A 21,949-nucleotide genomic window follows, 5' to 3' on the forward strand; every position below is an offset into this window, starting at 1 on the left:
TAGATAAGCTTTTATTTTTATGAAAATACTCCCGAGCTAGTTGTAAAGTCACAACACCAACGTAATATCAAATGGGGTGTATTCTTAGAATCAGGGAGGAATAAAGATGAGGAAAAATTGTTTTATTGTTTTACTTGCGATTTTTGTTTTAGCCTTAGCCGTTGTAACACCAGTGCTTGGCGTCGACAATTGAAACTGGAACCGGATTATTGATGAAGAATTTGTGGAATTCGGTCACTGAGACTGCCTGTCTGTGACCGTTTTTTCCTTACACCCTAAATTCTGTCCTTGAGACCATCGTTTTCTCCAGTCCTTTTTTTATGGTCCTGTATTTTTGCAAAAAAAACCTTATTGGAGAAAAGGGATCTCCAATAAGGCTTTGTTATCTGCCTTTATTATAATTCTTTTGAAACTTCGATATGTTTTTCCACTTTTTCTTATCTTCGAGCCGAACCTTTTGATTCGTCTTACGTTCGATATACGCCAATTCCCTTTGCAATTTAAGGTAGCTTTCATATCTTTTTAGGTCCAATTCTCCTGAAGCAATTGCTTCTTGTACCGCACATTTCGGTTCGGTTTGGTGTCTGCAGTCCCGGAAAAGGCATTGCTCGGCCAATGATTCAATGTCCTGAAAGCTGTGCTCTAAACCTTCGTTTGCTTCCCATAATTGAAATTCCCTCATTCCAGGCGTATCAATCAAAATTCCTCCAGTAGGCAGCAATACCATTTCCCGATGCGTCGTCGTATGCCTGCCTTTATCATCATCTTCTCTGATGTCCTGGACCTTTTGAATCTCTTCTCCTGCTAACGTATTGATAAGCGTCGACTTTCCCACACCTGATGAGCCAAGCAGGGCCATTGTCTGACCAGGCTGGATAAAGTCTGCTACTTTTTCTACGCCCATATTTTCTTTGGCACTAATCACGATTATCGGAACGCCAAAAGCAACAGATTCCATTTCACTGACTTTTTCATCCGGATTTTCACACAGATCGGCCTTGCTTAAGACAATCACAGGATTCGCTCCGCTTTCCCAAGCCATAATCATGTATCGTTCTACCCGCCGCGGGTTAAAATCTTGGTTAAGAGCTGTCACGATGAACAAAGTATCCACATTGGCTGCAATAATTTGTTCTTCCGTAGTAAGTCCGGCTGTCTTACGGGAAAACTTACTTTTCCTTGGTAAAACAGCATGAATGGTGGCACGTTTTTCTTCTGGTCTAGCCTGAATCACAACCCAATCTCCAACAGCAGGAAAGTCCTCGCGTTGAGTGGATTCAAATCTCATCTTCCCGGAGATTTCCCCAAGCAGAACCCCTGCTTCTGTAAAAATCCGATAACTCCCCTTATGCTCAAGTCCAACTCTTCCAACTGTAAAGTGTGTTTCTTTATATGGTAAAAATGCCTCTTCTAAGTGATTGTTCCATCCTAATTCATGTAATTTCAACGTTATTTCCTCCATTTGAAAATATTTTATAAATGAAAAAAGACCGTTCTCACGGTCCAATTAAAAACCACGAGCTTATCTTACAGCCCGCGGAAAATTTCCATTTTCAAATAGAAGACATAACGTATGCAATATAGCTAGTCTTTCTTAACGGGCTGTACTATGAAATTCATTACAATAGGCGTCATTATATTTTTCTTTGTCATAGCACATCACCCTTTCTTGTGTAGTTGATTGTATTATATGCAATTCAGAGTGGATTGTAAACCAATTTTTTCTAGATACATGCTTTTTGAATCCCCTAACCCCGTCCATTCGTCCAAGCAGTAGTTGTCCTTACTTCATATTCTAATAATATAAGGAATTGCAAAAGGGAGGGTAAAGAGATGGAGCTTCTCTTTTACCTGCTAGTAGGCGGTATCATTGGATGGATGGCCAGTGAGGTTAGCGGAACAAGTGTACCTGGCGGTGTCGTTGGTCACTTTACTGCCGGTATCGCGGGCTCGTGGATTGGTGCGCAGCTTTTTGGAGCCTTTGGTCCTATCATTGGCGGGATTGCGGTTTTCCCTGCATTAATAGGAGCTATTATTTTTGTTGTTATTTTTGGTTTGATTGCCAAAGCACTTAAGTAAAACAGGTAAAGCCACTCTTGGAGGAGTGGCCAACTTTTTTAACCTAACACATACTCAGCCAAAACTTTTTGCACTTCGTATATGTTCAAAGACTTATTAAATTGTTTTACGATAGGTGTCTCATTGCTGGATATCCAAATTTTCAGTTCGGCATCGAGATCAAAATTCCCTGCTGTTTCAATACTGAAGTGAGAAATGCTTTTATACGGAATTGAATGAAATTCTACTTTTTTGCCTGTCACCCCTTGTTTATCAATAAGGATTAAGCGTTTATTTGTAAAAATGAAAAGATCTCGGATCAGTTTATATGCTTTCTCAATGCTCTCTGCACTGGCAAGCAAATTTCCATAGTCCTTTTGAACATCTTCCAGCTTCATTTCTGAAGCATTTCCCATCAGTCCATCTAAAAAGCCCACTTACATCACCCCTAAGACTATTTTCTTTATTATCTTACGTTCTCCCTTTTGCTGCTAGATATGAATGAGTGAATGTTCTATTATAAAATCACTCCGCTAAAAACCATTAGGAAATTAAGGACTATATGCCAGATCCAAGCTGGAAGGATACTCCTTGATTTGACGGTTATCCCTCCATAAAACAGCCCCCCAACGGCAAAACCGATACAGACCAGCCACGAAAACCCCAGGGAATAATGCTGTAAACCGAAGCCTAAACTGGTTACTAACACTGCTCCTTTTTCTCCGATATGCTCTGAAAATCGAGTCAAAAGCACCCCTCTCCAGATCAGTTCTTCAAATGTTGCGTTAGTGACCGCAAAGATTACCGCCAGAATCCAAATTTCCTGAATATATAGCCATCCCATACTAACCATAAACGGCATCATGACGACCACATTAATGATTAATGCAATCGGAAGAAAAAATTTAATTTTAGCTTTGTGGAAACCTGACCAAATAAAAGGAAAATGTATAAACTCATTCCACATGGGCCTGTTCCATAATTTCATTAATGGAGCTTTGTTTAGTACAGATATTAATAAGAAAGGAATTATGATTAAACCTAAAGATAGCCGGTTTAGAAATAGATGCAATTCTGGAGATTCTATGTTTGCCAGACCTCGGGTGATAACGTACAGATACATCGAAAATCCGATTCCAAATAATAGATTCGTTATAATAAATGATTTAACCGTTTTTCCGAATTTTACATAAGACAAAATCGCGAAAATACCCCAGACCCCTAACAGGGGATAATGGTAGGTTTGGATGAAGATCAAAAGTGATCCAAACATAATGATAAGAAAAATAGTTCTAGATTCTATTTGATGGTTCATAGACCCTCCAGATTACTATGTCCCGTAAATTCTCTGCTAATCTATTTTGAAAATACGAAATCGTGTAAGTTTCTTTTATTTTAGTACAACCTCTGCGTAACGAGGAGACTTTTTTCATAAAAAAATCTCCTGTTTCCTACAGGAGATTTAGACCTTACCTTTTTACTGCTACTAATGTAAATGTCTTGGGCAGACCAATGTCATGGCTTTTATGATTGGGTTCTTCTTCAAGAATTTCAATGGTTAATCCTGCCCTTACTGCAGTTGTAATAACCTCGCCAAGGGTCCATTTTCGCTGCAGTACTGTAGTAAGTGCCGGTTTCTGATCTGCCTCCACATGCTTCGAAAAAGCTACTTGATTCTCTACAATAGAAGGATCGAAATAATTGCCGGTGACCTTATGTTTTTTCCCTGTAGACGTAATGAGCTTAGTCGAAATCGGATGAAATTCATGTAAAACAAATTTCCCGCCCGGGCGCAGCAGCTTTGCTACCGTTTCAAAAAGAGGTTTTAGATCCAAAAAATAGTGAAGCACACCGAGCTCCATTAAAACCACATCAAAATCCTGCTGCATCTCCTCTTTCATTGTTACAGCCAAAATATCTGAAACGACATATTGAATGGATGCATTAGCATATTTGGCTAATTCTAAGGCATACCGTTCGTTTTCTTTTGAAAAATCCACAACCGTCACATGTGCTCCCAACAAAGACATGGCAACAGCCTTAATTCCATTAGACCCCATTAAATGTGCTACTTTTTGCTTTTTTAAGTTCCCCAAATATTTTCTAAAGGGGTATAAACGCCAATCAGGGTTTCTCGAGATTTTCACAGCTAGTTCTTCTGGTTCTCCGTAGCGGTTAACTAGGGCCATATACTGATTTTGATTCCAGGCCTCTTCATTTTTCGTCGTAACAGATTGCTGTTTTTCCAATAGATATGTATGGATGGCCTTTTCAGTCTCTTTAGGGATTTCACAATAGAGATACGTATATAATGACAAGCACCAAAACTCAGCTCCATCGTGTACCACTTTGATTCGATAAGGGTTGGTTCGAACTGTTATATTAAACAGGCATTCCATTGTAACGGGAATTCCATTCCAATCAAAATGAAAGCTTCCTCGGGTTATATCCTGTTCAAGAGGTGAAGGCTGGTGTTCCGAAAACCTTTGATATACTGTATCCAATCCATCCCATTGAAATTGGAGCTTAACTTCAAAGGGTTCTTCCAGCTCCACGCCTTGAATCCATAGAGCCGCAGATTCAATAAAAGAATAAGAAACATCAATTTCCTCAAATGCGGCCACAATATAATGCATAAGTGAATGAATATTTGTTTTTCCTTTTTTCATATGGCCTCCATGCTAAGCTGTACAATCACTTCTGATTCGTAAATCGTTACTGGCTCTTTCTGCGTTTTTAAAGCCGCTGCAACCATGGCCTTTGCCACATCAGAAGCATGTATTCCACGATATCTTCTTAGTTTTCCTGCTAAAAGGAATTTCATAAGGGACACAGCAATAATTCCGAGCCTTTCTCCAAGCCGGAATTCCTCCCGTTTCCCCAGTAAAATGATGGTCTAAAAATAGACAGTCTCGGCAAGCTCAAGGCTTGAAGGTCCCTCTCTAATTTACCTTTTACTTTATTGTAGAAAACAGGGGATTCGGGATTTGCTCCTATTGCAGAAACAACCAGGAAGTGGTCTGTAGCATTATTTTTTGCTAATCTCGCCAATTCCAGAGGATACTGTAAATCGACTTTTTTGAATTGGTCTTTTGTCCTTGCCTTTTTAATCGTTGTACCCAGGCAACAAAACACATCGTTAAAAGGTGCTTCTATTTTGATATCTTGTAAAGTATCAAAGTTTATTATTCGTTCCCTAAGCTTTTGGTGCTCAATCCTGCTGGACGTGCGAACCCAAATTTCAACGTGTTCATATTGGGGACAATCTACCAATAGCTTGACCAATTCCTTTCCAATCAATCCAGTAGCACCAACAACTAATGCTTTTCTTTTCGTCAACTAAATCTCCCCCATTAAAGAAGGCCTGACCCAATGTCAGACCTCTTTATATCACTCAACCGAATGACCTAAAAGCTTTTCTAATACATACTGCACCTCTACACCGCGATCAAAGTTTACTAGTCTAGCTGGCTCGCCTTTTAACGCCTTAACCAATTCATCAATTAATCCAAGCAATGAATCTTTTCTTTCTGTTGGAATAATAGTATTCGGAGTTTCAAGCGTTTCTTCTACTAATTGGCTCCAGTTCACTAAAGACAGAACGCCCTTATCCCCATATATTTTAAAAGCCAGATGCTCTTTTTGACCGACTCCGCTTAAGCCATTAATCAAAATTGGGGTCCCGTCCTGCAACTCAGCATGAGCGATAATGCCTGTCTCACAAAGAGTGGGGTCTTCTGGAAAGGTTAGCTGAGAGTACACGTTTTGTACAGGACCGAGCAAGTCAATGATGACCTGGAGGAAGTGTGGTGAAACTTCTCGTACAAATCCCCCCTGCTCTCTTTTGGCAATCCACGGATTATGCTGCCATTCCCTAGGCCACTCCTGAAAATACATATGTAATTCGAGACGCTTGATTTGTCCAATAGAGCCGCTTTCTAGTTTATCTTTTAATATCGGATATACACTGCTGTATGGTGTTGGGAAATTGATTGCATGAACCACCCCAGCCTTTTTAGCAGCTTCCGCCATCTCAACAGCTTCCTGATAAGAATTAGCCAACGGTTTTTCACATAAGATCGGCTTCCCTGCTCTAATTACTTCTAACGCAATCTGATGATGAAACTTTGGAGGAACCGCAACATACACTAAATCTATTTTTGCATCCGCTAAAATAGATTTATAGTCGGTATAGAATTGTACATCCGGCAGCTTTTCCTGAAAGGTTTTGAGCCGTTCACCATTGGCATCACAAATAGCTGCCACTTCAGTTTCCGGATGCTCCAAAAATTTATGCAAAAGCCTTTCTCCCACTGCTCCTAAACCAATAATTCCCACCTGAATTCCCACAACGTCCACACCCTTTTCTTAAGTCTATTCCCATCATAATGGGGGGATTGGTTTTTAGCAATATAAAAGAGGTTACCTCAGTGAAGTACGGGACCCCAACTGAGACAACCTCCTATTTAAAGGTTTGAATAAATTGAATGATTGCTGGACCCAATAAGACAACAAATAGACTTGGGAAGATAAATAGTACAAGTGGGAAAAGCATTTTAATCGGAGCCTTCATCGCCGCTTCCTCTGCCCGCTGTTTCCGCTGTTCTCTCACCTCATTGGATTGGACTCTAAGTACTTGTACCATCCCAATTCCTAGTTTTTCTGCTTGGACAATACTACTGATTAATGTTCTGACCTCGTCAACGAGAAGACGATCCCGTATCCCGATTAATGCTTCTCTTCTCGTTTTTCCGAGACGAATTTCTTCAAGTGCGCGATGGAATTCACTTGGCAGTACTCCTTGCTTTTTTGCAACTACTTTACTGATAGCTCCGTCGAAGCCAAGCCCTGCTTCCAAACTTACGGTTAAAAGGTCCAAAAAATCTGGGAGTTCTCGTAGTGCCAGTTGACTACGAATTTTTATTTTTTGTTTAATGTAGTAATTAGGTAAATAGATTCCCATTATTATACCGACAAGTGCTAAAAGAAAAAATCCGCCTAAAGAGATTTTTATTAAATAACCATACCCCACACAAGCTAGCGGAAAAAGAATGAGGAGGGTTAGCTGGACAAGCCGAAATTCTGCTGTTCTCATTCCAAACGGATTTCCTGCCTGCAGCAGCTTTAGTTCTAGCTTTTCCTCCTTTTCATTAGTCCGTTTTCTTTGAAATAGCTTACGGAGATGTTTCCATGCAAATTGAAAGAGAGGCTTAAGTGAATATCTATTCTGTTTCTCCTCAATTAGAGGATCCTGCTTTATTCCATCTTCTTTCTCAAAAACGGAAGTCAATCTGGCTTTCACGCGCTTTTTCTTATCCGCCCTTAAGGTATATAGCCCGTATAGGAATAATGTTATAGTAATAAAAAAGGTTAAATACATCATTTTCCTACACCTCGATCGTGGTTATTTTACGAATTAAGAAAAAGCCGATGCTTCCTGAGATAGCTGCCCCTATCACCAAAATCAGTCCAATTGTATCAGAAAATAAAGTACCTATATAATCCGGTTCAATTAAATAGAGAACGAAACCTAGAATAATTGGTAAGAGCCCAATGACAATCCCTGATAACCTTCCTTGGGCAGTTAAAGTCTTAATTTGCCGCTGGATTTTCGTTCTGTCCATAATCGTTTCAATTATTTTTTCTAGTACTGTTGCAAGGTTTCCGCCTACTTGGCGCTGAATCAGTATCGCTTGAATCATCAAGTCTAAATCCTCACTCGGCACTCTTTCTTTCAATCCATTTAACGCTTCCTCAATGCTTGAGCCATACTGCATTTCTCGTAATACCGTTTCCATTTCATCCTTCATTGGGGAAGTAGATTCATCAACAACCGTTTTTAGTGCCTGAGGGAAGCTGAAGCCCGCACGCATCGCACCAACTGCTGTGGTAAGCATATCTGGTAATTGTTCATTAAACTTGGTCAAACGATCGCGTTGTTTTTTGATAACAATTAACTTTGGCAAAGTGAATCCAATAATCGCTCCAATTGGAAAAAACAAAATGTTCCCTGCAAACAGGACGAAAAAGCCTCCCACAAGAGCTGTGGCCAGCCATTGGAACAGGATGTATTCCTCAGGTTTAAGCGATACACCTGCCCTGCTTAGAAATACTTGAAGCCGGGAATTTTTCTCCTTTGTCAGGACCTGCTGCTGAATTCCTTTCGTGGCAAGTCGAATTTGCACAAGCGCATTAAACTTTTTAGGAGATAGCTTCTTTTTGGCACTCTGTTCTAAATACTTTTTCATCCGCTTTTGCAGTCTTTTATCGGATAAAAAGATCATTTGGAATAGTGCCGTAAAAAGTAAGAAGGACGAAAATAACACTAGACCTAATATAAGCCACATCATACAGTCCAGCTCTCCTCTTCAACAAATACACTTACCGGAATATGAATACCTGACGTTTCAAGCTGTTCATAAAACTTAGGACGAACTCCAGTCGGAATCAGTCTGCCAAGAATTTTTCCGTTTTCATCGACCCCGTCCTGCTGGAAGGTGAAAATATCTTGAAGAACAATGACATCTCCTTCTAAACCTTGAACTTCTGTCACTTTCACAATCTTTCTTGTACCATCTTTTAAACGGGATTGCTGAATGATTAAGTCAATCGCTCCCGCAATTTGTTCACGAATCGCTTTAACAGGAAGTTCTACCCCAGCTAGCAATACCATCGTCTCTAGCCTAGAAATCATATCACGCGGACTGTTTGAGTGACCTGTTGCCAGCGAGCCATCGTGACCCGTGTTCATCGCTTGTAGCATATCTAATGCTTCCGAACCACGGACCTCCCCGATAATAATTCGGTCTGGCCGCATCCGCAGCGAGTTTCTGACCAGATCACGAATCGTAATGGCACCTTTACCCTCGATATTTGGCGGTCTTGATTCTAGTGAAACTACGTGCTCTTGTCCAAGCTGAAGTTCGGCCGCATCCTCAATCGTTACAATCCGTTCATCATTCGGAATGAAATTGGAAAGAACGTTTAAGGTAGTTGTTTTTCCAGATCCAGTTCCACCACTAACAAATACATTCAATCTCGCTTTTACACAAGCTTCTAAAAAGAGAGCCATTTCATAGGTCAGAGTACCAAAATCAATTAAATCATCAATCGTATAAGGATCCTTAGAAAACTTCCGGATTGTAAGTGTCGGTCCATTAAGTGCTAATGGAGGAATAATCGCATTAACACGGGAGCCATCAGGTAAGCGGGCATCTACCATTGGACTGCTTTCATCGATTCTTCTGCCAATTGGTGCCACAATTTTCTCAATTACACTCATGACATGTTCATGGTCGCGAAAGGTAATATCGGTTAATTCGATCTTTCCTTTTCTTTCGCAATAAACCTGACTTGGACCATTTACCATAACCTCAGTTACCTCTTCATCTAAAAGAAGCGGATTAATCGGTCCAAATCCTGTCAAATCATTGATTAATTCCTCAACAACACGCTTACGGTCTACTTTTCCCCGAAACGATTCGTCCTCTTTGATAATTTCGATTGCCATCGCATCAATCTTAGGAATAATGGCTTCGACATCTTCGTCTTCTTTCATTTCTTGTAAGATTTGCTTGTGCAGAAGATTTTTTAATTCCTGATGCTTGTTAACCTTTATCGGAGCTGACTTCTTTTTAGGGCTCTCTGATTTTCTCGTTTCCCGGAATACCGAAATTAAATCTTTTTTCGATGCCCCTTCATCCTCAATCAATTCCGTATCTTGAGCTTCATTTTCTAAATCTGGTTTCTTTTCCTGTATTTTCTTTAAAAGACTCATTCAACCATTCCCTCCTTTACTTTTTTTCGACCGAAAAATTTCGATAATAGGGAAGGGCCTTTACTGGCTGGAAGAGGAGCAATTTCACGGCGTGATGTTAATAGCTCTGCCATTCTAAAGTAGGCCTTGGCCATATCAGATTTTCCCTGACTAATGACAAAGGGAATTCCAATATTCAAAGCTTGTGAGGCCATTTGAAAATCATTAGGTACTAAAATCGGGTCTTCTACATTTAAAATGTCTGGGATATCGGCGGCAGAAATTACGCTTTCCATCGTTGCCCGGTTGACGACTAATTGAACTTTATCGTCTAGCTCCAACATTTTAATTGTGTCTAACATTAATTTTGTATTCTTTAGGGTTGCCATTTCTAAATTAGTAACTACGACAATTTGGTCTGCTTTCTCCAAAAATTGAAGTGTTTTTTCATTTAAGCCTGCCGCTGTATCGACGATTACATAATCATGGTCCTGAACAAGAAAATCACAAATGGTTGTAATTGCAGCATCAGTAACTAAGTCTGCATACTCTGGCCGTTCCGGAGCCGGAAGGACCCTTACCCCTGAATCATGATTGCATAGATAGCTTAAAAGGGTAGGAGAATCAAGGCGCTCTATCTCTTCAATGACATCCTTGATTGTAAATGTTGTTTGCAAATCCAACGCTAAACTAACATCGCCAAACTGGAAATCCCCGTCTAACACATTAATCTTGATGTTCTTTTTATGGAGTGCAACAGCAAGGTTTACGGTTAACGTTGTCTTTCCGACTCCACCCTTTGCGCTGCAGACAACAATCATCTCACCTCTTTTTTTCTTCTTTGTTTGAACTTCCTCTGTCATGACTGCCACCTCCGTTCCAAGCCATTTTGATTATTCATCCGTGTCATTCGTGACATCAGCTACAATTCTTGAGTGAATCGCTAAATGAACTGAACCACTTTCATAAGCATTGACTAGCTTCACTGAATCTTCAGGACTCAACTCTAATGTAACTGAACTATATTCAGTATGAGGTTCTGCTTCGTCTTTTGTCTCTATCATTCTGCGGTCCACAGCTAAAACTCTAACTTCTCTAAGTAAAGTTGTGGTTTCAACGATATCTTGTTGCGGCTCAGGCATTTCGATTACTTCAGTAAAGATTACATCCACTCGATCTTCTGGTTCAACTAAGTTGGCAACAGATTGGACAAAGTTCACACCAATTGAAACCGCTCTTTTTCCCTCTCCCACTTTCTTTGAAACAAAAATGGTTTCTTCTTTTTCGTCCTGTACACGGTGATTTAATAAAACTTCACCTGCTTCAATGTCTGCGGTTGCATATTGACCAGCAAGCCCGTCCATACTCAGGATTGCCTGTTCATGCAATCCTTCTGATGGAACCTCTATAGTCATAAGTTTTTCTGCAGTTATTAATTCGTTTTTGGAGATTTTATCCTTTGCCGCGACAACCGTTGTCATATTTTGATTGGCAACAGTTTCTGAATCGAATTGTTTCATATAGTTAAAGAACAAGAATGTTGTCACAACCCCCATAACTAATGCTAATAATAAAATAATTTTTGAACGCATCGTATCCCCACCTATTATTCTGTTAATCTAATGCTGAAAGCACCACGCTCGAGTGCTCCTGGCTCCTCATAGCCCGTCCCAGCCCGTTCAATAAACATTCCTCTAATCGATGTGTCATTTTCGTCCATCGGATCTGTAATATAAAAATAGGCAAAGCCTACAATCCTTACTTGTTTCAATTGATTACCCTGATAATCTATTGGTTCATAAACAGGAATTAAAATAACTCGAGAGCATTCTCTGACGTTGACATCACGTGGGTTTTCTTCGCAGCCGTTTACCCGTTCCCGGACAACTGTCCGAGTCTTACCAGCAATGTTACCCGTTTGCGTCTCTAATATATCTCCAACCCGTATCTCTTGCTGGTATCCGTGCCTCAAGTTATATTCGTATGTATCGGCACCCGTTCCGCCTAGAGCAAGCACCCCAAAGTTTCCTGTATCGTTATCATGCTGATCTACCTTTAACTCATATTCCTTGTAATACTCAAGTGGTATCGATTTATCAATCCCAAGAGGTGCAGCACCAGCAGCTCTTCCCATCGTTCTCAGCTCTGCAGCGGCATGAGCTTTGACCATAACCTGATCCATACCGAATAACTTTGAAAAAGCTAATGATACGGGAACCTCTAGATCAACCGCAACTTTCTCTTCCATAGTAATATCAAGGTTTTTCAAGACTGCCGATTGATCGTTTTTAGCTAGAGTCTCATACACAACCTCTTCTACTTTCTCCTGATTATTTGTTAACTCTTGTGCGCCTGAAAGAGCAGCAGCATTGGCAACCTTTTGCAGGTGACTTTTTGTTTGGTACACCATACCTCCATCTATGACCAAGCCTGTCATTGCGAGGAGAGCCATTAATGATAATGACACCAAAACAAGGACATTTCCTGACTCATTCTCCCATAATTCTCGTAATCTATTCATGATTCACCTCATTCTACCCGTATTGTTGAATCCGCATGGATTGTAACAGGGTTTGGAATCACTTTGTTCAGAATAGGAGTAATCATCTCTAGTGGGTAGTCAATGGACACTTTGACATACTCCCCCGATTTTCGTACATCATCGGTTGGGGTAATCTCAATTTGTAACAGGGCTGAGTCACCTAGCTGAAAGTGATTCTTCGTAAATTGCTGAATCTCTTCATCGGTTTTTCCTAAACCGCCAAGCCGGACTGCTTCTTGTGATGTTTGGTGCAGGTGTGACGTTGTATATAAAACTCTTCCTAAATCAATAATTCCAGCCAACAGCAGCAAAAGTAAAGGTAATATAAGTGCCATTTCAACCATTGACTGTCCTTTCTCATCCCGAATCAAAACAGACTCACCCCACTTAACATAAAGCTTAATGCAGCCCCTCCAGCAATTGCGAGACCATAAGGATACGTTGCCTTATAATCATCTTTTGCAATCGCTAAGGGGATTTTTACTCCCGATCTTAAACCGCCTAAAGAATAAAATATGTTTTTCAATCTTACCAGTACTCCTCTTCTAAACAAGAGCACTCCAAGTGCTAACACTCCTCCGATCAAAGCCATATAAACTGCAGTTATAAGAACAAACATCGTTCCCTTTACTGCTCCTATTAAAGCGAGTAATTTTACATCCCCCGCTCCTATCCCCCCAAGCAAGTAAGGTATTAATAAAAGCGCCATTCCTATTGCAAAGCCTTGAACACTCATAAGCAATCCATAAAAGCCTGAATCTATTAGATGTAAGGTAATCGTTATTACCAGGGCTGGATAAATCACTTTATTATATATTCTTCTTTCTCTTAGATCGGTGATGACACAAACAATCAAAACACCCCATAATAAAAGGTCAATCATAATACTCACAAGATCTCACCCCCATTTTTGAAGAGGCCAAATTTGTTATCATGCAAAAATAGTCTCACGTTACACGTAAGACTATTTTTACATTATTAAAAAAGATTGTTTCCGATCTTCAAGGAGCTATCTTGATGCCACTACTTGATAGGCTTGCTCAAACATTTCTACAATTTCTCCTCGAAGAGTAAAGATAGATAGGAATGCAGCGATTGTAATCAGACCAAGGAGCAACCCATACTCTGTCATTGCTTGGCCTGTTTCATCCATCCACATTTTTTTCATATCATTATGATCCAGAAGTTCCATCGCCAGTAGGACGGTTTTCTACAGCAGCCTTGACATTATTAAACATTTCAACAATTTCTCCACGCAATGCTACTAGCGCCCCAACAGCAGCTACCGCAATAATCCCTAAAACTAACCCATACTCAGTCATACCTTGTCCTTCTTCTTCAACGAATAAAGCTTTCATTTTTTCTACCATTTTTAAATTCCTCCAATTTAAATGTTTTTTATTTTAATAATTTTGCAGGAGCTTCCGACTCATGCTGTTTGAAAAAGCAGCTCATCTCCTACCTTAATTCCAGTCTCTTGGACTGTTCCGCTTGGAAGCTCTACAACTGAATGTGCGTCTGAATAAAGCTTCCCAACCTTCCCTGGTTCAAGCGATTCGTCAATGGCTACAACGACATTTGATTCATTTAAATACAAAACATCAATGGTGTAGTTCATGAAGAATGTGTGAATTGATCGGCAGGGTTTGATATGCAAGCCAACTCCTACGTCGAGTTTTTTCGTAAACATTAATCCCTGCAGCCTTTTGAAAAATTGATAGGCAGGATTAATTTGTTCGGCAATGATCGAATCATTGCGTAAGTTGACCAGCTTCACTTATTCACCTCCGCTCCCATAAAAAATAACCCCGCCTTTACCGAAAGGGAGGTTACTAAACCATTGTCGTTTCCATTTCTATCAGAGATTAGATCGTTAGCAAATAATAGATAATTACAGTAAAAGTATCTCTAATTTAAATGGTCACACGACACCCTGCATCTTTCGGTAACTGGCTGGCTTAGTGTATCAACACCGTAGCCCCTGTAGTTTTGCGTCGCTGGCTTTCACCAACTTTGCCTTTTCGAGATTCAGCTGTATCTAATTCCGACTGATCTCTTGATTTCATCATATATTCGACAAAATCGAAAAGAAATCAACCATTTTTCACAATTTTTTCAATATTCTTGTGGCCCAGCTTCCCCTGTTGAGTAGGGCTTTTTATCCTAATTTCCTTTTTTTAGAAATACAAGGAAAATTACGTAATTTCTTAATAGGTATTTCTAATCATTTTTATAAACCGCTTTTTACCAAATAACGGAAATGTTTTAGGCAAGAAAACCCGGACATTTCTACCCGATTTTTCGAAAAAATCCAACAAAAAACCCCCTTTTCTCGACAAAATAGGAGGTTTTTAAACAATTTTCTAATTTTACCAATATTCAAGGGTGGCTTTAGTCCTGTTCTGAGTCTAGTCCGATTCGCCTGATTTTTGATAAATACATACCAAATTGGCTATTTTTTAACTGATGTCCTGAAATAATTCAATGATTTCTTGATCCGGTCCCTGATAGAATACTGCCCTCCACCCATTCCGCAAGGAGATGGGACCATCGATTGGATGAATTTTCAATTGATCCATCCATATATCCAAATCGTTAACCTGCCAAGAAAAATGAATCATTTCCGTCTTTTGAACATCGATTTCACTCTGTATCAATTCAATCCGAACCGGTCCTCTTGTCAGAAAGACAATTTGTTCTTCCTCATACTGAAATCTAATTTCCTCTTTAAACCCAAAGTGTGTTTGATAAAAAGAACTGGATCGTTCTAACTCACTTACGTGTAAACCAATATGATGCCACTTCATCTCAGGCACTTCCCAGGGAGGATCAAGTTTACGTCACCAAATTCATGCCACAAATAGCTTTCTTCAATGGCGGCATGATAAGCGTTCATTAATTTCTCTTCTTCAATAAAAGCAGTAAGCATATCTAAATGACTTGCTTCGGGCTCATGAAAGCCTGTAAGCAGACCATCAGCCACCTTTAATTCATAATCTTTATTGATATATAGTCTTGTTACACCCTTTGTTCCTAAAACTTCTCCTCGTTCTGATGCCGCCGTTTCAAGAGCACGGACTACTGTAGTTCCGACCGCAATGACTTGCCCGCCGGATGCTTTTGTTTCATTTACCAATTCTGCGGTACTAGATGGAATATGAAAAGCTTCCGGATGCTGATCGGGAATTGGCCATGTATCGTTCTCATAATAGCTGAGTCCCGCATGAAGCTGAAGAAATGCTACTCGAATTCCGTTCGCCTTTAAATCCTGTAACATTTGCCATGTGAAAGCCCGTCCGGCAGAGGGCATTTCAACAGAACCCGGGATTGACGCATATACGGTCTGATACGCCTCAAGCGACCATGGCTGATTAATATATTCATAACGAATCGGTTCACCTAGCTTGTAAAAATCATTCAGTAAAGCGATGCCTTTTTTTGAAAAGGACAGTCGAACTAAAGGCCCCGCACTTCTTTTTACTTTTACAAAAAGGTCTTCTGACAGTTCTATCGGCCGGTTTTGATCATAATCTCCTAAGACTATGCCTTCCCATTGTGTATCGGAAATTTGTCTTGAAAGTCTGATTTCAATGTCTTCACCTTGTTTTTGTGAACCTTTTAATTTAGCTGGAATGGTTCGGCTATTATTGAAAACAAGGAGATCCCCTGGTGACAGATAATGCAGAATATCATTAAAGGAAGCATGTTCGACATGGCCGGTTTCCCGGTCTAACACCATCATCCTTATCTGATTTCTCCGTAAACCGCGATATTCTGCTGGCGCGATTGCATGTAAATAGGCTGGGATTTGAAAGGAACCATGGATTGACATTGCCATTATTGTACCCTCCCAAATTTAAACTCCTGCGCTTTCAGTCTTTGCCCATTTACGCTTGCAGACTCCTCAGAAGCCAAGTATAAAAACACATCTACTATTTCTTCCGGTCTCGCTAATTCATAGTCACAGTCAGGTACAGCTGTTTGATGCATCTCTGTATCCATTTCACCAGGATCCACCAAGTTAATCCGGACACCTGAATCTTGCAATTCATCTGCCCATGTTTGGGTCAGACCTTCTACTCCAAATTTTGAGATTCCGTAAGCACCCCACTCGGCAAAACCTGTTTGCCCAGCTTCTGATGTGACATTGATGATTGAACCCTTTCCATTAGCAAGCATCCCTGGCAAAACCCTTTTTGTTACTAAAAATGGATTAAGAATATTAACACGAATAACTTCAGCAAAATCTTCGTCTGGATAATCAGCTAGAAATAAAGGGCCAGGTCCAAAAATGGAAGCATTATTAATTAATACATCAATTTTTCCAAATTGAATTTCTGCTAAAGAAACAAATCTCTCTACATCCTTTGCATCAGATATATCTGCGGCAACAGCCAATACCTCTGCACCAACGGCTTCTGCCTCTTGTTTTACTTGCATTAACTTCTCCTCACCTCTGGCACAAATTACAAGCTTAGCGCCAGTCTCTGCAAACGCCAGAGTAAGAGCCCTCCCCAATCCTTTTGAAGCACCTGTAATCATAACCACTCGATTTGTCAGTTTCATTACTTGCACATCCCCTTTTGTTATCTTTGTTTTTATCGTATAGAAAAAAACAAAAGGAAACCTCGTCAATCCGGGTGATGTTTCTCTACAAAAATCGAAGTAGTCTGTTCTACAACTTTTGGAGTATGAAAAAGGAATAGAATTGATAATAAATTCATGGTTACAGTTAAAATAAAGATCTGATTGAATTGCATCTACAATTTATTTCACCATTTCAGCAACAGAAACTAGGCCGCCGCCAGCGATGATTGATTTATGAATGCTTTGGCAGAGGTTATTTTTACAGGAACTATCATTTTCACACTAAACTTTATATTGCTAATTTTGCAAACATAAGTTACTATGTCTATTATCTATTAGTGATGATAGATTAACCCTTCTCTACTGCCATTCTGCAATTGCCTCACTTTTTACTTCAGAAACATTAAAAACCCAATTAATCAAATTTATACGCAAAAGGATGGTGCTTAATAGTGCTACCATTTGAGCAAGCATTGAACGACTGGCTCAATAAAAATATTTCCGAAGAAAAAAATCACAGGAGACGAGAATTATTGAAAAAAGGATTGGGACATGGAACCGTTGAATTCCTTCGTCAGATATGGTATCCCACTATCGGTAACTTTGATCACTTGTATCCAGAATGGGAAGTGCGCGACTTTAACAATGGATACCGTTATCTTGATCTCGCCTATATGCCTGGAGATGCTAAAGGCGGAATAGAAATTCAAGGATTCGGGCCCCATGCCAGAGATCTAGATGTTAGAAGATTTAAAGACCTATGTTGGAGACATTCCCTGTTAACTCTTGACGGTTGGACTTTTTTACCCATTGCTTACTTATCCATAAAGGACGAACCCAAACAATGTCAGCAGCTCATCCTCGCCTTTATCGGCAAATTCATTTCAACGGAAGTACCTTCACATTTATCTTGGTTAGAAGCGGAGGCTGTGCGCTTTTCCCGCCGCATGCTAAAACCGATTACTCCACTTGAACTTGCAAAACACCTTCACATCAGTGATCGCCATGCCCGTAAAATCTTACACAGACTGGTAGAACAACAAATACTAATTGTTGTCAGTGGTGAAGAGCGAGCGCGAACGTATAAGCTTAGTTTCAATTAAATAGAGGAACCAGGATCCGGGTTGCTAAATATAATGAATCCTCATTCCGCTATTCATTATAAATTCCTCATTTGGAGCTTAATTTCGGTTCCTGGTTCCGCTATTTGCCTTTTCACCTTCATATTTGATTGATTTTGACCCTTTAACGGAACCAGGATCCGTTTCAGCCCTTGGAGTACGGTTTTTCATCAAAATAACGGAACCAGGATCCGGGTTGCTAAATATAATGAATCCTCATTCCGCTATTCATTATAAATTCCTCATTTGGAGCTTAATTTCGGTTCCTGGTTCCCCTATTTGCCATTTCACCTTTATATTTGATTGATTTTCCCCCTTTAACGGAACCAGGATCCGTTTCAGCCCTTGGTATACGGTTTTTCCTCAAAATAGCGGAACCAGGATCCAGGCCCTGCTAATATAATGAATCCTCATTCCGCTATTCATTATAAATTCCTCATTTGGAACTTAATTTCGGTTCCTGGTTCCGCTATTGGCCTTTTTCACCTTCATATTTGATTGATTTTGTCCCTTTAACGGAACCAGGATCCGTTTCAGCCCTTGGAATACGGTTTTTCCTCAAAATAGCGGAACCAGGATCCGGCTTCAAAAAAAGGCATATAAAGTACGAAAAAAGAGAGCTCGCTATTCAGCGAACTCTCTGCCCGAAGTCTTATGACAAATCTCGTTTTTTCCTTTTCAATTTACTTAATGCTTCATAAACCACTGGCACGATAATCAATGTTAATAGGGTTGAGCTTGCTAATCCGCCAATAACGGTTACGCCTAGACCTTTTGAAATCAATCCGCTGCCTTCTGCACCAATTGCTAACGGGATTAAGGCTCCAATCGTGGCTAGGGCAGTCATTAAAATAGGTCTTAAACGTGTAGTACCGGTTTCTAATAAGGCTTCTCTCGTTGAAAGACCTTCATTTTCCTTATGAATGACCCGGTCAATTAATACAATGGCATTCGTTACTACGATACCGATTAACATTAACGCTCCGATCATCGCCGAAATACTTAATGTCTCTCCAGAAATTAAGAGGGCTACGACTCCGCCAATTACCGCAAACGGTAAGGAGAATAGAACAGCAAATGGTGCCAAGGCGCCGCCAAAGGTAATGACGAGAACCAAATACACAATTGCAATCGCCGCTAGCATTGCTAACCCTAATTGAGTAAAGGATTCTTCAATATCTTCTGTTACACCGCCCATGGAAACTTCGATACCAGAAGGCAAATCCATGTCATCGATAATCGTCTGAACCTCAGCAGAAACCTCTGCTACGTTATCTGTGCCAATATCAGCACTAACCTGTGCGTAATTGCGGCCATCCATTCTTGTGATCGTATCAGATGTTTCCCCTTCCTGGACTTCCACAACGTCTCGAACAGTTACTGGTAATCCCAGTGGGGATTGAAGCGGCATATCCAGTATATCGTTAATGTTCTCGTAATCTTGCTGACTCACTTGAAGATAAACATTGAGTTCCTTTCCGTCCTTCTCAACAGTCGTCAAAACTGGTCTTTCTGAAGTTGGATTTAATACCATTCCAACCTGACCTGCCGTTAATCCATATTGACTTAATTTTTCCTGATTAACTGCTAGTGTGTATTCCTCAAATGTTTCGGAAACACTTGATTCTACATTTTCTAGATTTTCAATCTTGCCTATATCATCCTGAAGGTCCTCTATGACAGGCTTAATTTCATCGATGCTGTCACCATAAACGTTTACTTGAATTTGGTTGCTAGACATGCCCATCATTTCTTCCATAGAACCCCATTCACCAGCATCCGTCATGCTTTGTAAATCCTCGATTACTTTCTGTGATTCGTCACTGAAATTCTCAGTATCCGGATCATATAAAACAAAGAATAACGCTTGGTTAGATGCACCAGGGTTCATCGGATTCTCTCCGCCAAGTGAAAACTGAACCGTATCCACATCCTCTTTTGCGAGAAAATATTCCTCTGCCTCAGCTGCCATTTCCTTTACCTCATCAATCGTTTGGCCTGGTTCAGGATTAAAAGTTGCGATCACCATTTTTTCTTCTTGCTCAGGCAGGAAACTTACTCCCACTAACGGAAGCAGTGCAAGACTTCCGACCAGTAAGAGCACAGCAATTCCTGATGTGATCCATTTATGATTAAGGGACCATTGCAGAACTTTTTTATAGGCAGCAGCTAACTTGCCAGGTCCTTTTTCAGCTTTGCCTTCCTTTATTTTGACTCCTTTTTTAAAGAGCGAATGTGCCATCATTGGAACAATTGTAATCGCCACAAGTAATGAGGCAAGTAAAGCAAATACAATGGTTAAGGCAAACGGCAAGAATAATTCTCCTACCATTCCCTGCACTAATCCTAAAGGCAGAAATACAGCAATCGTTACAATCGTCGAGGACATAATCGGCATGAACATCTCTTTGGTTGCTTCCCGAATCAGATCTTTGCCTTTAAGCTTTTCATTATGGGAAGCCATTCGCCGGAATATGTTTTCTATCACGACGATTGAATCATCGACAACCCGGCCAATCGCAACTGTCATAGCCCCTAGAGTCATCATATTTAATGTAATATCTAACTGCTGCAGGACTAAAATTGCAATAAGTAAGGATAACGGGATTGAGATTACAGATATCAAGGTTGTTCTGATATTTTTCAAGAAAAGAAAAATCACCAAAACAGCAAAAAGAGCACCGAAGATAGCTTTACTTAACATGGTATTAACTGATTCTTCAATTGGTTTTCCCTGATCCAGCGTCACGACTACTTCGGTACCGTCAAACCTGCTTTCTAAATCTTCCATTTCTGCCTTTACTGCATTTACAACATCGACCGTGTTGGCATCTTGGGCTTTTACAATATTAATACCAATAGCCTCTTTGCCGTTCGTTCTGGAAATAGACTCCGCCTGCCCTACCACTTCAATATTGGCGATTTCCCCTAATTCGACGGTCGGAAGCTGGGTCGGCTGGAAATTGCCTGTTCCTGCCTCAGTGCTTCCAGGCTGCGGCTCACCCATCTGCGGGACAGCTTGTGAACTTGGGATAATAGGGATTTCAAGTGTTTTCAATTCTTCTACTGATGTAAAATCCCCATCTAATACGACAGACTTCTCTTTCCCTTCGAGAACAAACATGCCAAGCGGAAATCTAATGTCAGAGCCCGTAATGATTCCTCTCACCGTTTCCTCATCTAATCCTAACTCCGCAAGCTTCTGCTGATCAAAGGTAAGCTGAACTTCTTCGATTTGCTGACCAGAAACCTGTACGGATGCAACTCCATCTAATCCTTCAAGAGCTGGCACGATAGATTCTTCGACCTGTGCCGTAAGCTCAGAGAGCTCTAATTCATCGTTCATCACACTTAAGCCCAACACTGGAAAAGCATTAAAACTTAACTGAGATACAGAAGGCTCTTGCACTCCTTCAGGAAATGTAAGCGAGGAAAGAGCCTCTTTTATTTCATCTTCTGCTTCATCTATATCTTTATCGAAGTTATACATAATTTGGATACTAGAAGCATTTGTAAGAGAGGAGGATGTTACGTAATCTACTCCATTCAAGCTGCTGATTCGCTGCTCAATTGGTTCTGTTACATTTTCTACAACCTCCTCAGGAGATGCACCGGGATATATCGTTGTTACCGTTACAAACGGCGTATTTATATTTGGAATTGTTTCGAGCTTCATATTCATGCCGGAATATAGACCTGCTATTACAACTATGATCGTGAGCAGCCATACGGCAAATTTATTCTTCAATACAAAATTGATGATCGATTTCATGTTAGAACCCCTCTTTCACTGGATTGACTGACCAGTCATAACAGTATAAACTATAACTGACCAGTCAGTTCTGTGTCAATTCTTATAATAATTGATAAAGGAAGAAAAAAGTT

Annotated in this window: 24 protein-coding genes and 1 riboswitch; of the genes, 2 read left to right on the plus strand and 22 right to left on the minus strand. The window is 40.3% G+C overall.

Annotation, left to right across the window (positions count from 1 at the left end):
* Positions 1-382 precede the first annotated feature (382 nt).
* Positions 383-1,447: a ribosome small subunit-dependent GTPase A gene (gene rsgA, locus MLE14_RS03785; protein WP_390628149.1), complete on the minus strand. Its 1,065-nt coding sequence runs from the start codon at positions 1,445-1,447 to the stop codon at positions 383-385.
* Positions 1,448-1,833: 386 nt separating this feature from the next.
* On the opposite strand from rsgA, the gene MLE14_RS03790 reads away from it, so the two are divergent.
* Positions 1,834-2,079, plus strand: a complete 246-nt coding sequence (locus tag MLE14_RS03790) for a GlsB/YeaQ/YmgE family stress response membrane protein (RefSeq protein ID WP_243296978.1) — start codon at positions 1,834-1,836, stop codon at positions 2,077-2,079.
* 38 nt (positions 2,080-2,117) lie between these two features.
* On the opposite strand, the gene MLE14_RS03795 is transcribed toward MLE14_RS03790, so the two are convergent.
* The 20 genes from MLE14_RS03795 to MLE14_RS03890 form a co-directional block, all read right to left on the minus strand.
* On the minus strand, positions 2,118-2,495 hold the full coding sequence (locus tag MLE14_RS03795) for a PH domain-containing protein (RefSeq protein ID WP_243296979.1): 378 nt from the start codon (positions 2,493-2,495) through the stop codon (positions 2,118-2,120).
* An 80-nt stretch (positions 2,496-2,575) separates the two neighbouring features.
* Positions 2,576-3,373, minus strand: coding sequence for a CPBP family intramembrane glutamic endopeptidase (locus tag MLE14_RS03800; protein WP_243296980.1), 798 nt, complete (start codon positions 3,371-3,373; stop codon positions 2,576-2,578).
* A 154-nt stretch (positions 3,374-3,527) separates the two neighbouring features.
* Entirely contained in the window at positions 3,528-4,727 is a 1,200-nt protein-coding gene (locus MLE14_RS03805) for a class I SAM-dependent methyltransferase (protein ID WP_243296981.1), read from the minus strand.
* Positions 4,724-4,882, minus strand: a complete 159-nt coding sequence (locus MLE14_RS03810) for a hypothetical protein (protein WP_243296982.1) — start codon at positions 4,880-4,882, stop codon at positions 4,724-4,726. The genes MLE14_RS03805 and MLE14_RS03810 overlap by 4 nt, the downstream gene beginning before the upstream one ends.
* A complete protein-coding gene (locus MLE14_RS03815) occupies positions 4,879-5,397 on the minus strand; it encodes an NAD(P)H-binding protein (protein ID WP_243296983.1) in 519 nt (172 codons plus the stop codon). Before MLE14_RS03815 ends, MLE14_RS03810 begins: the two co-directional genes overlap by 4 nt.
* A 51-nt stretch (positions 5,398-5,448) precedes the next feature.
* On the minus strand, positions 5,449-6,408 hold the full coding sequence (locus tag MLE14_RS03820) for a Gfo/Idh/MocA family protein (protein WP_243296984.1): 960 nt from the start codon (positions 6,406-6,408) through the stop codon (positions 5,449-5,451).
* 112 nt (positions 6,409-6,520) lie between these two features.
* Positions 6,521-7,438 carry a type II secretion system F family protein gene (locus MLE14_RS03825; RefSeq protein ID WP_243296985.1) on the minus strand — a complete coding sequence of 306 codons (918 nt, stop codon included), beginning with the start codon at positions 7,436-7,438 and terminating at the stop codon, positions 6,521-6,523.
* A 7-nt stretch (positions 7,439-7,445) separates the two neighbouring features.
* Positions 7,446-8,408 carry a type II secretion system F family protein gene (locus MLE14_RS03830; RefSeq protein ID WP_243296986.1) on the minus strand — a complete coding sequence of 321 codons (963 nt, stop codon included), beginning with the start codon at positions 8,406-8,408 and terminating at the stop codon, positions 7,446-7,448.
* Entirely contained in the window at positions 8,405-9,835 is a 1,431-nt protein-coding gene (locus tag MLE14_RS03835; protein WP_243296987.1) for a CpaF family protein, read from the minus strand. Before MLE14_RS03835 ends, MLE14_RS03830 begins: the two co-directional genes overlap by 4 nt.
* Entirely contained in the window at positions 9,832-10,677 is an 846-nt protein-coding gene (locus MLE14_RS03840; RefSeq protein ID WP_243296988.1) for an AAA family ATPase, read from the minus strand. Before MLE14_RS03840 ends, MLE14_RS03835 begins: the two co-directional genes overlap by 4 nt.
* A gap of 30 nt (positions 10,678-10,707) precedes the next feature.
* Positions 10,708-11,406 (minus strand): Flp pilus assembly protein CpaB, encoded by a 699-nt coding sequence (cpaB, locus tag MLE14_RS03845; protein ID WP_243296989.1) that lies wholly within the window; start codon positions 11,404-11,406, stop codon positions 10,708-10,710.
* Between the two features lie 14 nt (positions 11,407-11,420).
* Entirely contained in the window at positions 11,421-12,335 is a 915-nt protein-coding gene (locus tag MLE14_RS03850) for a pilus assembly protein TadG-related protein (protein WP_243296990.1), read from the minus strand.
* A gap of 8 nt (positions 12,336-12,343) precedes the next feature.
* A complete protein-coding gene (locus MLE14_RS03855) occupies positions 12,344-12,727 on the minus strand; it encodes a TadE/TadG family type IV pilus assembly protein (protein WP_243296991.1) in 384 nt (127 codons plus the stop codon).
* Positions 12,724-13,239 (minus strand): A24 family peptidase, encoded by a 516-nt coding sequence (locus tag MLE14_RS03860; protein ID WP_243297122.1) that lies wholly within the window; start codon positions 13,237-13,239, stop codon positions 12,724-12,726. Before MLE14_RS03860 ends, MLE14_RS03855 begins: the two co-directional genes overlap by 4 nt.
* 126 nt (positions 13,240-13,365) lie before the next feature.
* Positions 13,366-13,524 carry a Flp family type IVb pilin gene (locus MLE14_RS03865; protein WP_243296992.1) on the minus strand — a complete coding sequence of 53 codons (159 nt, stop codon included), beginning with the start codon at positions 13,522-13,524 and terminating at the stop codon, positions 13,366-13,368.
* Positions 13,525-13,528: 4 nt separating this feature from the next.
* A complete protein-coding gene (locus MLE14_RS03870; RefSeq protein ID WP_243296993.1) occupies positions 13,529-13,726 on the minus strand; it encodes a Flp family type IVb pilin in 198 nt (65 codons plus the stop codon).
* Between the two features lie 59 nt (positions 13,727-13,785).
* Complete coding sequence (locus tag MLE14_RS03875) at positions 13,786-14,133, minus strand: DUF192 domain-containing protein (RefSeq protein ID WP_243296994.1); 348 nt, start codon at positions 14,131-14,133, stop codon at positions 13,786-13,788.
* Positions 14,134-14,297: 164 nt separating this feature from the next.
* A riboswitch (cyclic di-GMP riboswitch) is annotated at positions 14,298-14,384 on the minus strand.
* 431 nt (positions 14,385-14,815) lie between these two features.
* The gene (locus tag MLE14_RS03880) at positions 14,816-15,163 is read right to left on the minus strand and encodes a VOC family protein (protein ID WP_243296995.1); all 348 of its coding nucleotides are present in this window, start codon (positions 15,161-15,163) and stop codon (positions 14,816-14,818) included.
* Positions 15,160-16,194: an S-adenosylmethionine:tRNA ribosyltransferase-isomerase gene (locus tag MLE14_RS03885; RefSeq protein WP_243296996.1), complete on the minus strand. Its 1,035-nt coding sequence runs from the start codon at positions 16,192-16,194 to the stop codon at positions 15,160-15,162. Before MLE14_RS03885 ends, MLE14_RS03880 begins: the two co-directional genes overlap by 4 nt.
* Positions 16,194-16,922, minus strand: coding sequence for an SDR family NAD(P)-dependent oxidoreductase (locus tag MLE14_RS03890; RefSeq protein WP_243296997.1), 729 nt, complete (start codon positions 16,920-16,922; stop codon positions 16,194-16,196). Before MLE14_RS03890 ends, MLE14_RS03885 begins: the two co-directional genes overlap by 1 nt.
* A gap of 473 nt (positions 16,923-17,395) precedes the next feature.
* Here MLE14_RS03890 and MLE14_RS03895 point away from each other — a divergent pair, with 473 nt between their 5' ends.
* Positions 17,396-18,046 carry a transcriptional regulator gene (locus MLE14_RS03895; protein ID WP_243296998.1) on the plus strand — a complete coding sequence of 217 codons (651 nt, stop codon included), beginning with the start codon at positions 17,396-17,398 and terminating at the stop codon, positions 18,044-18,046.
* 670 nt (positions 18,047-18,716) lie between these two features.
* Here MLE14_RS03895 and MLE14_RS03900 read toward each other — a convergent pair.
* Positions 18,717-21,836, minus strand: coding sequence for an efflux RND transporter permease subunit (locus MLE14_RS03900; RefSeq protein ID WP_243296999.1), 3,120 nt, complete (start codon positions 21,834-21,836; stop codon positions 18,717-18,719).
* Between the last annotated feature and the right edge of the window lie 113 nt (positions 21,837-21,949).

Source organism: Bacillus litorisediminis (assembly GCF_022808645.1).
Lineage (GTDB): Bacteria > Bacillota > Bacilli > Bacillales > JC228 > Bacillus_BF > Bacillus_BF litorisediminis.

Bases quoted from the DNA above. Each gene is read 5' to 3' on its own strand.
- MLE14_RS03810 (WP_243296982.1), bottom strand. From the start codon at position 4,882: ATGAAATTCCTTTTAGCAGGAAAACTAAGAAGATATCGTGGAATACAT.
- MLE14_RS03860 (WP_243297122.1), bottom strand. From the start codon at position 13,239: ATGATTGACCTTTTATTATGGGGTGTTTTGATTGTTTGTGTCATCACC.
- MLE14_RS03850 (WP_243296990.1), bottom strand. From the start codon at position 12,335: ATGAATAGATTACGAGAATTATGGGAGAATGAGTCAGGAAATGTCCTT.
- MLE14_RS03800 (WP_243296980.1), bottom strand. From the start codon at position 3,373: ATGAACCATCAAATAGAATCTAGAACTATTTTTCTTATCATTATGTTT.
- MLE14_RS03900 (WP_243296999.1), bottom strand. From the start codon at position 21,836: ATGAAATCGATCATCAATTTTGTATTGAAGAATAAATTTGCCGTATGG.
- MLE14_RS03880 (WP_243296995.1), bottom strand. From the start codon at position 15,163: ATGAAGTGGCATCATATTGGTTTACACGTAAGTGAGTTAGAACGATCC.
- MLE14_RS03805 (WP_243296981.1), bottom strand. From the start codon at position 4,727: ATGAAAAAAGGAAAAACAAATATTCATTCACTTATGCATTATATTGTG.
- MLE14_RS03825 (WP_243296985.1), bottom strand. From the start codon at position 7,438: ATGTATTTAACCTTTTTTATTACTATAACATTATTCCTATACGGGCTA.
- MLE14_RS03870 (WP_243296993.1), bottom strand. From the start codon at position 13,726: ATGGTAGAAAAAATGAAAGCTTTATTCGTTGAAGAAGAAGGACAAGGT.
- MLE14_RS03890 (WP_243296997.1), bottom strand. From the start codon at position 16,922: ATGAAACTGACAAATCGAGTGGTTATGATTACAGGTGCTTCAAAAGGA.
- MLE14_RS03865 (WP_243296992.1), bottom strand. From the start codon at position 13,524: ATGAAAAAAATGTGGATGGATGAAACAGGCCAAGCAATGACAGAGTAT.
- MLE14_RS03840 (WP_243296988.1), bottom strand. From the start codon at position 10,677: ATGACAGAGGAAGTTCAAACAAAGAAGAAAAAAAGAGGTGAGATGATT.
- MLE14_RS03790 (WP_243296978.1), top strand. From the start codon at position 1,834: ATGGAGCTTCTCTTTTACCTGCTAGTAGGCGGTATCATTGGATGGATG.
- cpaB (WP_243296989.1), bottom strand. From the start codon at position 11,406: ATGCGTTCAAAAATTATTTTATTATTAGCATTAGTTATGGGGGTTGTG.
- MLE14_RS03885 (WP_243296996.1), bottom strand. From the start codon at position 16,194: ATGGCAATGTCAATCCATGGTTCCTTTCAAATCCCAGCCTATTTACAT.
- MLE14_RS03830 (WP_243296986.1), bottom strand. From the start codon at position 8,408: ATGATGTGGCTTATATTAGGTCTAGTGTTATTTTCGTCCTTCTTACTT.
- MLE14_RS03835 (WP_243296987.1), bottom strand. From the start codon at position 9,835: ATGAGTCTTTTAAAGAAAATACAGGAAAAGAAACCAGATTTAGAAAAT.